Genomic DNA, 12,232 nt, shown 5'->3' on the forward strand with positions numbered 1-12,232 from the left:
CGTCGTGGCCGCCCGCAGCGGCAAGGGCGCCACCGTGGTCTCGAGCCGGTTGCGTTCGATGGCTCGGATCGTGGCGGCGCCCACGGCGGCAGCGGTGACCGTGCCCGCGCGCGGCAGGCCCACTCGGGAATCGGCGATCATGCCGGCGTCACGCACCGGTCCGGGGTAGATCGATGACACGCCGATCCCGTGGGGCCGCAGATCCTCCCGCAGCGCCAACGCGAACCCGCGAAGACCGAATTTCGTCGCGTTGTAGAGAGACGTGTTCGACGATGCCGATTTTCCCGAGAGCGACGACATGAATACGAGGTGGCCTCGTCCGCGTGGAATCATCTGCGCTGCAGCAGCTTTGGCCATCAGGATCGGCGCCCGGAGGTTGACCTCGAGCGCACGATCGATTTCCTCGGTCGCGTATTCCAGGAGTGGACCCGACGCGGGCAGACCTGCGTTGGCCACCAGGATGTCGACGCGACCGGCTTGCTCGACCACCTCGGTCGGCGCTTGCGGCTCGGTCAGATCGGCGGTGATCACCCGGCCGCCCACTCGATCTGCGAGTTCGGTCAGCGCGTCGGAGCGCCGTCCGGTGAGGGTCAGCTGGGCCCCGCGTCGGGCCAGTGCGATTGCCAGGAATTCGCCGATCCCGCCGGAGGCGCCGGTGAGGAGTACGTGCGCATTCGAGACGTCCATGTCGACCAGAGTAGGCAGCTCGATACGCGAGCCGTCAACTCCCACAGGAAGGTAGCCATGAATTCCGCGGACCCACAGTCACCAGAGCAGGGGCGGTCATCGGAGCCGGGGCACGAACTCCACGACGTGATCATCGTCGGTGCGGGATTCGGCGGCATCGGAGCCGCGATCGCCCTCAAGCGGCTCGGTTACGAGAACTTCGTCATCCTCGAACGCGAGGACGACCTCGGCGGTACGTGGCATGTGAATCGATATCCCGGTCTGGCCGTGGATGTTCCGTCGCCCACGTTCTCGTTCTGGTTCGAGCCGAACCCCAACTGGTCGCGGCTATACGCACCGGGAACAGAACTCAAGCAGTACGCCGTGGACGTCGCCGACAAGTACGATGTCCGGCGGCATATGCGATTCGGTGTCTCGGTCGACGGCGCGCGGTGGGATGCCGAGACCAACACCTGGCGTGTCGCCCTCGCCGGCGGAACCACGATGACGACGCGATTCCTGATGTGCGCCACCGGTTTCCTGTCCCAGCCCGCCACCCCCGACATCCCCGGTATCGACACTTTCGCCGGGCGGGTGGTGTATGCGTCACGGTGGGATCCCGACTACGATTTCGCCGGTAAACGCGCGGCGGTCATCGGGACCGGATCGACTGCAGTGCAACTGATCCCGGAAATCGCCGATCTCACCGAGGAGTTGACGGTGTATCAGCGCACACCGATGTGGGTGATGCCCAAGCTCGACGCCCCCATCCCTGCGCCGGTGCGAGCACTGTTTCGGCAGATGCCGGCCAGTCAGCGAGCGGTGCGTTGGGTCACCGATGTGACCCAGGAGATGGCGATGCTGATCGCAATGTGGCGTTTCCGGCGATTTCGTCGCGTCAACGACGCCGTCAAACGGATTGCCGCACTCTTCCGGTATCTGCAGGTGCGCGACCCGCAGATGCGTCGCGATCTCACACCCGCCTACGACTACGGGTGCAAACGCCCGACGGTCTCCAACGACTACTACCGCACGCTCGCACGCGAGGACGTGAACCTCGACACCACCGGCATCGATCACATCGTGCCCGACGGCATCGTCACCGCCGACGGCCGTACCCGTGAGGTCGACGTCCTGATCCTCGCCACCGGGTTCGACGTGTGGGAGAAGAATCTCCCGGCGATCGAGGTGATCGGACGCGACGGCCGCAATCTCGGAAAGTGGTGGCGGGAAACCGCATTCGCCGCATACGAGGGTCTGACGATGCCGTACTTCCCGAACTTCTTGAACTCCGCCGGCCCCTACTCGTGGGTGGGTTTGTCCTGGTTCACCACGGTCGAATGCCAGATGCGGCACATCGCGCGGCTTTTCGGGGAGGTCCGACGCCGGGATGCGGTGTCCTTCGAGGTCCGTGAAGAGGCGAACGAGAAGTTCCTCGACGACATGACCACCCGGATCGCCGATTCGGTGTTCGCCCTTGGCAACTGCGCCCGGTCACGCTCGTACTGGTTCAACGCCAAGGGAGAGACCCCGTTGTTCCGGCCGACCTCTGTCGCCGAGGCGGTGCGGGCGCAGGACACGTTCCCGCTCGAGGACTACCTGTTCTCCTGAACCCGACGCGTGTGATAGCCGTCGGGGCCGGCCTCGACCCGTAGATGTGACTCGGTGGGGGAGCCGCATCCGCGCTCGCACCCGACCCAGTGCTCACGGTCGGTCACCGGCTCACCGACCGCGACCCGGTTCGCGAGATCGGTACGCACCGGCGCGTGCGAATTGGCGCATCCCGGGGCCCCGGCACACGAAGTGACCCGCACCCATGGTGAGGCGGCGTCGAAGATCAGGCCCATCGGCGCGAGGACGCGGACGACGGTTTCGGCGATCGGCTCGGTCAGATCGCAGAGAAGGATCTCCCGATCGGTGGTGATCGTGATCGGCGCGCCGACTGCAGCCAGGAACTCGGCGAGCCGCGACGGGAGACGACCCAGCTCGACCACCGCACCGAGCAGTACCCGGCCGTCGTCCTGCTCGAACCATCCGACGACCGGCCCAGTCGCCGGTACATCTGCCGATGTCTGGTCTCCGGGTGGTCCGAGGCGCCGCCGCGCCGCATCGATCACCGACACGCGCGTCGCGGCGTCGAGGTCGTGGATGCGCCAGCGGCGGGGTCCCGTCAGCGCCGCCATGGCACGCGCGACGTCGAGCAGCGCCGGCGCGACAGCGGCGGTCGTGTCGACCGAACCGGCCACCTCACCGTCGACCACGATGTCGGCCACCCCGGTCTCCGCCGGATGCCGCAGGACGGCACACACATCGGGCCGGTGACGCGCCACATCACCGCGTCCGTCGTCCACCCCGAACAGGAACCTGCCCGAGAGACCGTCGAGACCATCGGCACGACGCAGTTCGGCATCGAGCGCCGCGGCGATCGGCGACGCATCGGCGTGGCCCCCGATCCGGCCGGTCAGGGGACTCACCACTATGTTGCGGATCTTCTCCCTACCGCCGATGTCCTCACCCCCGACCCCGTCGGGTACCAGACCGGCCGCGGTCAGCGCGTCCGCGACGGCCTCGACATCGCTGATCCCGCGCAGCTGGATGTTGGCGCGCGCAGTCAGCTCGAGGTACCCGTCGCCGTGCTGGGCACTGACCTCGGCCAGGGTCTGCATCTGAGCGGCGGAGAGCACACCGCCCGGCAGTCGGACCCGCGCGAGCGCACCATCGGCGGCCGGGTGCGGAGTGAACACACCCGGACACCGGTCGTCGGCGCTGCGCTCGCGGGGTTCGGTCACGGGATCCAGCGTAGACGCGGGTGTGGGCCGCCCACGGCGCCTGCACTAGGCTCCAACCACACGTCCAGTGCGTCAGAAGCCGGTGTGATTCCGGCGCGGTCGCGCCACTGTGTCGGGGGTGTCCACGGATGCGCCCGGAGTCAGACCTGTCGCTGGGCACCCCGACCACACGACCGGGCGCGCCACCCCGGTGAGGAGTTCTCATGATCCTGTTGCTGTCGACCTCCGACACCGACCTCATCACCGCCCATGCCGCGGCCGCCGACTATGCGATCGCCAATCCGTCGCGGCTGCTGGTCGACGACATCGCCGATCTGGTTGCGCCGGCGGACATCGTCGTCGTCCGGATCCTCGGTGGGCGCCGCGCGTGGGAGGACGGGCTGGAAGCTGTACTGGCCGCCGGTCGCCCGGTCGTCGTCCTGTCCGGTGAGCAGCAGCCCGACCCCGATCTGATGGCGTGCTCCACCGTTCCCGCCGGAGTCGCCCAGCAGGCCCACAACTACCTCGCGGCGGGGGGCGTGAGCAATCTGGAGAACCTGCACAACTTCCTCTCCGACACACTGCTGCTCACCGGCCTCGGCTTCGATCCGCCCGCGCAGACCCCCGCATGGGGAATCCTCGATCGCTCCGGCACTGCGCGCGCCGACGTTGCCAACGCGGGCCACGACGGGTCGACTTCGACGATCGCCGTGCTCTACTACCGGGCGCAGCATCTGGCCGGCAACACCGCCTACATCGACGCGTTGTGCCGCGCCATCGAGGACGCCGGCGCCCGCGCACTGCCGGTGTTCTGTGCGTCGCTGCGCACCGCTCCCGACGACCTCATCGAGCTGCTCGGTACCGCCGACACGCTCGTCGTCACCGTCCTCGCGGCCGGCGGCGCCACCCCGGCCACCGCGTCGGCGGGCGGTGACGACGATGCCTGGAACATCGAACGCCTTGCCGCCCTCGATATCCCGATCATGCAGGGCCTGTGCCTCACGTCCTCGCGGGCCGACTGGGACGCCAACGACGACGGGCTCTCGCCGCTCGATGTCGCCACCCAGGTCGCCGTGCCCGAGTTCGACGGCCGGATCATCACGGTGCCGTTCTCGTTCAAGGAATTCGACGAGAACGGGCTGCCCACCTATCGTCCCGATCCGGAGCGATGTGCACGGGTCGCGGGCATCGCCGCGGCCCATGCCCGGTTGCGCCACACCCCCGCGGCCCGACGTCGTATCGCGTTGATGCTCTCGGCGTATCCGACCAAGCACGCCCGCATCGGCAACGCCGTGGGCCTCGACACCCCGCGCAGTCTGGTGTCGTTGCTGCGGGCAATGCGCGACGCGGGATACGACATCGGCCCGGAATCCGGCCCGGACGCCATTCCCGGTCTGGCCGAGGACGATTCCGATGCGCTGATCCATGCGATCATCGCCGCGGGCGGTCAGGATGCCGATTGGCTGACCGAGGAGTCGTTGGCCGCCAACCCGATTCGGGTGTCGGCGGCGGACTACACGCGTTGGTTCGCGACGCTGCCCGCTGCGTTGCGTGAGGCTGTGACGAGACACTGGGGGCCGCCGCCGGGGGAGTTGTTCGTCGACCGCTCGACCAATCCGGACGGTGACATCGTCATCGCCGCACTGGTTTTCGGCAACACCGCGATCATGGTGCAGCCACCGCGCGGATTCGGGGAGAATCCGGTCGCGATCTATCATGACCCGGATCTGCCACCGTCGCACCACTATCTGGCGTCGTACCGCTGGGTCGCCGGGCGGGCGGGGCGAGCGGGCGACATCCCCGGCTTCGGCGCTGACGCGGTGGTGCACATCGGCAAACACGGCAACCTGGAATGGTTGCCCGGTAAGACACTCGGCATGTCCTCGGACTGCGGAACCGATGCCGCCCTTGGCGATCTGCCGCTGGTGTACCCCTTCCTCGTCAACGATCCCGGCGAGGGCACCCAGGCCAAGCGACGCGCCCATGCGGTGCTCGTCGATCACCTGATCCCGCCGATGGCGCGCGCCGAGTCCTACGGCGACATCGCCCGTCTCGAGCAACTCCTCGACGAGCACGCCAACATCTCCACCCTCGATCCGGCCAAGCTGCCGGCCATCCGTCAGCAGATCTGGACGTTGCTCACCGCGGCGCAGATGCATCAGGATCTCGGGCTGACCGAGCGCCCCGACGAAGAGGTCTTCGACGACATGCTCCTGCATGTCGACGGCTGGCTCTGTGAGATCAAGGACGTGCAGATCCGCGACGGACTGCATGTGCTGGGACAGGCTCCCGCCGACGAGCACGAGGTCGACCTCGTACTCGCCATGCTGCGCGCCCGACAGCTGTGGGGCGGGACGGCGGCCCTCCCGGGACTGCGTGAGGCCCTGGGCCTGACCGAGGGCAGCGGCGAAGCCGCGCGCACCGACGTCGACGCCGTCGAACACCTCGCCCGCGAGATCGTGCAGTCGTGTGCGGCGGGGGACTGGTCGGAACAGACCGTCGCCGAGGTGGCCACCGGGCATCCGCCCGCGGTCGCCGACATCCTGCGCTTCGCGGCCACCGAGGTCGTCCCGCGGCTGCGACAGACCTCCGGGGAGATCCCGCGCGTGCTGCACGCCCTCGACGGTGGGTTCATCCCGGCCGGTCCCAGCGGATCGCCGCTGCGTGGTCTGATCAACGTGCTGCCCACCGGCCGCAACTTCTATTCGGTCGACCCCAAGGCCGTACCGTCGCGCCTCGCGTGGGAGACCGGGCGGGCGATGGCCGATTCCCTGCTCGAGCGCTACCTCGGCGACCACGGCGAATACCCCGCGTCGGTCGGGCTGTCGGTGTGGGGCACCAGTGCGATGCGCACCTCGGGCGACGACATCGCCGAGGTGCTCGCGCTGCTCGGCGTGATGCCCGTCTGGGACGAGGCGTCGCGCCGGGTGTCGGCGCTCGAACTGATCGGCCTCGCCGAACTCGGCCGGCCCCGGATCGACGTGACCGTCCGCATCTCCGGCTTCTTCCGCGACGCATTCCCCCACGTGGTCACCATGCTCGACGACGCCGTCGCCCTCGCCGCCGACGCCGACGAACCCGATGACTCCAATTTCGTTGCGGCCCATGCCCGTGCCGCACTGGCCGAGCACGGCGACCGGCGTCGGGCCACCACCCGTATCTTCGGTTCCAAACCGGGGACCTACGGTGCGGGTCTGCTCCAACTGATCGATTCGCGGGACTGGCGCACCGACGACGATCTGGCACGGGTCTACACCGAATGGGGTGGGTACGCCTATGGGCGCGACCTGTCGGGCATCCCGGCGGTCGACGACATGCGCAGCGCGTATCGGCGGATCTCGGTGGCCGCCAAGAACACCGACACCCGCGAGCACGACATCGCCGACTCCGATGACTATTTCCAGTACCACGGCGGCATGGTCGCGACGGTGCGCGCATTGACGGGACGCTCTCCGGAGGCCTACATCGGCGACTCCACCCGCCCGGACGCGGTGCGTACACGCACACTCTCCGAAGAGACCAGTCGCGTGTTCCGGGCGCGCGTGGTGAACCCGCGGTGGATCTCGGCGATGCAGCGCCACGGATACAAGGGTGCCTTCGAGATGGCGGCCACCGTCGACTATCTCTTCGGCTACGACGCCACCACCGACGTCGTCGCCGACTGGATGTATGAAAAGCTCACCGAGTCCTACGTCCTCGACGAGCACAATCAGAAGTTCATGGCCGAGTCGAACCCGTGGGCGCTGCACGGCATCGCCGAACGCCTCCTCGAAGCCGTCGAGCGCGATATGTGGCACGAGCCCCCGGCGCAGATGCTCGACGACCTCCGGGCGGTGTATCTGCAGACCGAGGGTGACATCGAGGGGCGCGACGGGGAGTAGCGCGGATTTCTCAGTGTTTTCCCAGAGTCGGTGGGCCCGGGTTGCGGAGCAAAACCGGCGCCTCGTTCGTTGAGCGGTGCAGACACGCAACGAAAGGCCGACTCATGCGACTCGCGTATGCCCTGCTCTATCTCGCCGTCGAGATCGGCGTGTTCGTGGCGATGACCATGACCCTCGGCTTCGGGTGGGCGGTGCTCATCACCATCGCCGCGGCCGTCGTCGGCTTCCTCATGCTGCGCTGGCAGGGTGCGAAGGTCTTCGGCGAACTCCGGCGCGCCTCCCGCAATGAGGTCGACGCCCGGGCACCACTCGCCGACACCGCCATCATGGCCGGATCCTCGATCCTGCTGATCATCCCCGGCGTGGTCTCCACACTGGCCGGCATCGTGCTGCTCGCACCGCCCACCCGGCGCCTGGTCCGGCCCGCGGTGACCGCGTTCGGCGCCCGCCGTCTCGTGGTGGCGATGGATCGCGCCGGAATCTATGCGACCTCAGGTTTCCGACGTGGCACCGTCATCGACGGCACCGTCGTCGATTCGCCTGCTCCCGGCGACCCGGCGCATGCAGGTGCCACCCCGGCCGGCGACCGGCAGCTGCCGCCCGGACACTGATCACCGCGCCGACCGCCGTCGCCTCGATCCGCACCGCACCAAACCCCCCGACACCTGCCGACCCCACTCAGGGCACACTGGACGATCGTGGCTACCGAACTCCTGCTCGGCGGACTCGTCTATTCATCGAGCGTTCCCGACGCGACCGCGCTCGCCGTCACCGACGGCGTCGTGACGTGGGTCGGCTCCGACGCCGTGGGCCGAGCCCTGCACCCCGATGCCCGGATCATCGATCTGGCCGGGCGCTTCGTCGCACCCGCCTTCGTCGATTCCCATGTGCATCTGACGTCGACCGGACTCGCCCTGGACGGATTGACGCTGAGTGAGTCCACCAGCCGTACCGACTGTCTCGCACGCCTCGCGGCCGCCGCGGACGGAGCCGACGAGAACGAGCTGATCTGGGGGCTCGGGTGGGACGATTCCACCTGGGCGGGCGTCGATCCGGATGACCGCAGGTTTCCCACGACAGCCGAGATCGACGACGTCGTCGGTCACCGCCCGGTCTACCTCGCGCGCATCGACGAGCACTCGGCGGTCGCCTCCACCGCGCTGCGCCGGCTGGTCACCGACCTCGACGCCGCCGAGGGGTACGACCCCGATGCGCCGCTCGTCGCCCAGGCACACCACCTCGTGCGTGCCGCTGCCCGGACACTGGTGACCCCGGCGACCCGCGCCCGGTGGCAGCGCCGGGCACTCGACGCCGCGGCCGCCGCCGGAGTGGTGGCGGTGCACGAGAACGGCGGACCCGAGATCGCCGGCCTCGACGATTTCCTCGCCCTGGCCGACCTCGACCACCCGGTGGAGGTGCGCCGCTATTGGGGGCAGGCGGCGCAGGACGCCGAGCATGCCGCCGAGCTGCTCTCCATCACCCGCGCCGACGGGCTGGCCGGGGATCTGTTCGTCGATGGCGCTCTCGGCTCGCACACCGCGTGGTTGCGGGAGCCCTACACCGACGATCCGGACACCAGCGGCATCAACTATCTCGAACCCGAGACCATCCGGACGCACATCCACGCCTGCACGCTGGCGGGCGCGCAGGCGGGCTTCCATGTGATCGGTGACGCCGCGACCAAGGCCGTCATCGCCGCGTTCGCCTCGGTCGCCGACGAACTCGGCACACCGGCTCTGGCACGCTGCGCCCATCGGCTCGAACACGTCGAGATGACCGACGCCACCGACGCCGCGATCCTGGCCCGCTGCGGAGTGATCGCGAGCATGCAGCCGCTGTTCGACGCCGAATGGGGTGGACGTGAACGGCTGTATGCCCAACGGCTCGGGCCTCGCGCCGACGGCCTCAACGACTTCGCAATGCTCGCCAAAGCCGGTGTGGCACTCTCGTTTTCCTCCGATTCGCCGGTGACGGCGATCGATCCGTGGGCAACCATCCGAGCTGCGGTGCACCCACATCGGGCGTCGTCGGCGATCTCGGCGCGGGCGGCATTCGGCGCCTGCACACGCGGCGCGTGGCGCGCCGGCGGTGTGCACGACGGACTGACCGGCACGCTGGAACCCGGAGCGCGTGCCGACTATGCGGTGTGGGAAGCCGACGACCTCGTGGTCGCCGGCTCGCACGCCGGGGTGCAGCGGTGGTCGACCGATCCGCGATCGCGCGTACCCGCGCTGCCCGACGTCTCACCCGACGCCCGCCTGCCACGATGCGTGCGGACCGTCCGCGCCGGCTCGATCATCCACGACGTCGACCGGGGCGATTGGTGACGCCCGCACCGGGAACCGACGCCGTCCCCGGGACCGATGCCGATGCGGATCGCTCCGCCGGCACCGAGCAGTCCCCACCGCGGCGCCGGGATCGGCTGCGCGACCGTTGGACCACCGCCTCGCCCGCCGCACACCGCCGAACGCTGTGGGCGGTACGCACCGTCCTCGCCGCCCTGGCCGGGCTCGCCATGTTCTCGGCCTTCCCACCCCGCAACTGGTGGTTCATGGGGGTGGTGTCACTCGGACTGCTCTACGGGCTGCTGGCTGAGGGGCGTCCCCGCGCCCGGACCGGGGCCTGGATCGGCTTCGTATACGGTCTCGGGTTCTTCGTCCCCCTGCTGCCCTGGATCGGTGTGTACGTCGGACCCCTGCCGTGGTTGGCGCTCGCCGCCGCGCTCGCCGCCTACCTGGCCCTGTTCGGGGTGTGCGCGACGCTGACGATGCGTCTGCCCGTGCCGCCGATCTGGTTCGCACTGTCGTGGGTGCTGGTCGAGGGACTGCGGTCGTCCTTTCCCTTCGGCGGATTCCCCTGGGGTAGAACCGCATTCAGTCAGGTCGACGGTCCGCTGCTGCCGCTGGCGTCGGTCCTCGGGGCGCCCGGGGTGTCCGGGGCGGTCGCACTGTTCGGCGCATCGGTGGTCTGGGTGATCCAGCTCGCCGCCCGCCGGGACACCGCGGTCGGCATGGGCCCACGATCCTCGGTCGTCCGCGGCGCCGCACTGGGCATCGTCCTGGCCCTGCTCGCGCCGGTCTCGGCGATCGCGTTACTGCCCGACACCGTCGACCGCAACGTATCGGGTGCCTCGGCGCAGATCGCGGCGGTCCAGGGCAATGTGCCTCGACTCGGACTCGAGTTCAACGCCCAGCGGCGCGCCGTCCTCGACAACCACGTCCGAGAAACCATGGCGCTCGCCGACGAGATCAACGCCGGCCACATCGAGCAACCGTCGTTCGTCGCGTGGCCCGAGAACGCCTCCGACATCGATCCACTGGACAACCCCGACGCCGCCGCAGAGATCACCGCGGCCTCCGACGCCGTCGGCGCACCGATCCTGGTGGGCACGCTGATCGTCGAACCCGACGGTCGCCCGACCAACACCGTGCTGGTCTGGGACGGTAGCCGGGGCCCCATCGCGCGGTACGACAAGCACATCATCCAGCCCTTCGGCGAATACCTGCCGTGGCGTCCGTTCTTCCGGATGTTCTCGTCCTACGCCGACATGGCAGGCAACTTCCGCCCCGGCACCGGCCCGTCGGTGCTGACCGTGCCCGGACGTTCCGGTGACGTCGCCGTCGGGGTCACCACGTGTTGGGAGGTCGCCTTCGACCGGGCGGCACGCGACGCGGTCGATCAGGGCGCCCAGATCCTGTACGTACCCACCAACAACGCCACGTTCGGTCGCACGAACATGACCTACCAGCAGCTCGCGATGTCGCAATTCCGGGCGGTCGAGCACGGTCGGGCCGTGATCGTGGCCGCGACCAGCGGAGTCAGCGCACTCATCGAACCAGACGGATCGATGACGTCGGAATCGGACATCTTCACCCCGGCGATCCTCGCCGACCGGCTTCCGTTGAGTTCCGCCACGACGATCGCCACCCGTCTGGGAGCATGGCCGGAGCGCATCGCGATGCTCCTCGCGGTGGTGGCGCTTTTGGTCGCGGTGGCAATGCGTACTAGGTTCACTCAGAGATTCACGGCGGTGCGGCCTCACAAGGGTGCCGGCACCGCCCCGGAGAAGTCGGAGGAGTACACCGGTGACGAACAGTGACCGATCGCCCGCCGGTGGTGTCGAGCGACCCACCGTGGTCGGGCCCGACGGCGAGAAAGCGCTGGTCGTCATCCCGACCTTCAACGAGCGCGAGAACCTGCCACTCATCATCGGTCGCCTGCAGACCGCGCTGAGCGCCATCCACGTGCTCGTCGTCGACGATTCCAGCCCGGACGGTACCGGTGAGGTTGCCGACGAGTTGGCCGCCGCCGACGTCGCAGGCCGCATCCACGTCCTGCACCGGGTCGACAAGGACGGACTCGGTAAGGCCTACCTGGCCGGATTCGCCTGGGGGCTCGCACGCGACTACGAGGTCATCATCGAGATGGATGCCGACGGCAGCCACGCTCCCGAACAACTACCCGCCCTGCTTGCGGCGATCAACGACGGCGCCGACCTGGTCATCGGCTCGCGCTACGTCAAGGGTGGCGAATTGGTCAACTGGCCGCGCCGGCGCGAGATCCTGTCGCGGGGCGCCAACACCTACGCGCGTCTCGCGCTCGGTGCCGGAATCCACGACATCACGGCCGGTTACCGCGCGTACCGCCGCGCGGTGCTGGAGAAGATCAGCCTCGATACCGTCGAATCCGCCGGGTACTGCTTCCAGATCGACCTGGCATGGCGATCGATCCAGGCGGGCTTCGACGTCCGTGAGGTTCCGATCACCTTCACCGAACGCGAGATCGGTCAGTCGAAGATGAGCGGTGGCGTCATGTCGGAGGCCTTCGTCAAGGTGTTCCGCTGGGGTGTGCAGAGTCGGCTCGCCCAACTCGGCGTACGGCGCTGACGACGCACCAGATAGACAGAACGACGGGGGG

Annotated in this window: 8 protein-coding genes and 1 riboswitch; of the genes, 6 read left to right on the forward strand and 2 right to left on the reverse strand. The window is 68.8% G+C overall.

The features are described 5' to 3' along the window. The coding region (locus tag B1964_RS10630; protein ID WP_079929723.1) for an SDR family oxidoreductase at positions 1–687 on the reverse strand (687 nt) is incomplete at its 3' end. 57 nt (positions 688–744) lie between these two features. On the opposite strand from B1964_RS10630, the gene B1964_RS10635 reads away from it, so the two are divergent. Then, positions 745–2,277 (forward strand): NAD(P)/FAD-dependent oxidoreductase, encoded by a 1,533-nt coding sequence (locus tag B1964_RS10635; RefSeq protein ID WP_006372808.1) that lies wholly within the window; start codon positions 745–747, stop codon positions 2,275–2,277. On the opposite strand, the gene cobG is transcribed toward B1964_RS10635, so the two are convergent. Next, the gene (gene cobG, locus B1964_RS10640; protein ID WP_079929724.1) at positions 2,262–3,455 is read right to left on the reverse strand and encodes a precorrin-3B synthase; all 1,194 of its coding nucleotides are present in this window, start codon (positions 3,453–3,455) and stop codon (positions 2,262–2,264) included. The genes B1964_RS10635 and cobG overlap by 16 nt on opposite strands. Positions 3,456–3,533: 78 nt before the next feature. Continuing rightward, a riboswitch (cobalamin riboswitch) is annotated at positions 3,534–3,600 on the forward strand. Between the two features lie 58 nt (positions 3,601–3,658). On the opposite strand from cobG, the gene cobN reads away from it, so the two are divergent. The 5 genes from cobN to B1964_RS10665 all read left to right on the forward strand — a co-directional run bounded on the left by cobN (position 3,659) and on the right by B1964_RS10665 (position 12,201). After that, positions 3,659–7,315: a cobaltochelatase subunit CobN gene (gene cobN / locus B1964_RS10645; protein WP_079929725.1), complete on the forward strand. Its 3,657-nt coding sequence runs from the start codon at positions 3,659–3,661 to the stop codon at positions 7,313–7,315. 104 nt (positions 7,316–7,419) lie between these two features. Continuing rightward, a complete protein-coding gene (locus B1964_RS10650; protein ID WP_006372805.1) occupies positions 7,420–7,926 on the forward strand; it encodes an FxsA family protein in 507 nt (168 codons plus the stop codon). Positions 7,927–8,013: 87 nt separating this feature from the next. Further along, the gene (locus B1964_RS10655; RefSeq protein ID WP_079929726.1) at positions 8,014–9,642 is read left to right on the forward strand and encodes an amidohydrolase family protein; all 1,629 of its coding nucleotides are present in this window, start codon (positions 8,014–8,016) and stop codon (positions 9,640–9,642) included. Next, positions 9,639–11,414, forward strand: coding sequence for an apolipoprotein N-acyltransferase (gene lnt, locus B1964_RS10660; protein WP_079929727.1), 1,776 nt, complete (start codon positions 9,639–9,641; stop codon positions 11,412–11,414). The genes B1964_RS10655 and lnt overlap by 4 nt, the downstream gene beginning before the upstream one ends. Continuing rightward, on the forward strand, positions 11,401–12,201 hold the full coding sequence (locus B1964_RS10665; protein WP_020171317.1) for a polyprenol monophosphomannose synthase: 801 nt from the start codon (positions 11,401–11,403) through the stop codon (positions 12,199–12,201). Before lnt ends, B1964_RS10665 begins: the two co-directional genes overlap by 14 nt. The last annotated feature ends 31 nt before the right edge of the window (positions 12,202–12,232 follow it).

Source organism: Gordonia sp. i37 (assembly GCF_002043085.1).
GTDB classification, from domain to species: Bacteria; Actinomycetota; Actinomycetes; order Mycobacteriales; family Mycobacteriaceae; genus Gordonia; species Gordonia polyisoprenivorans.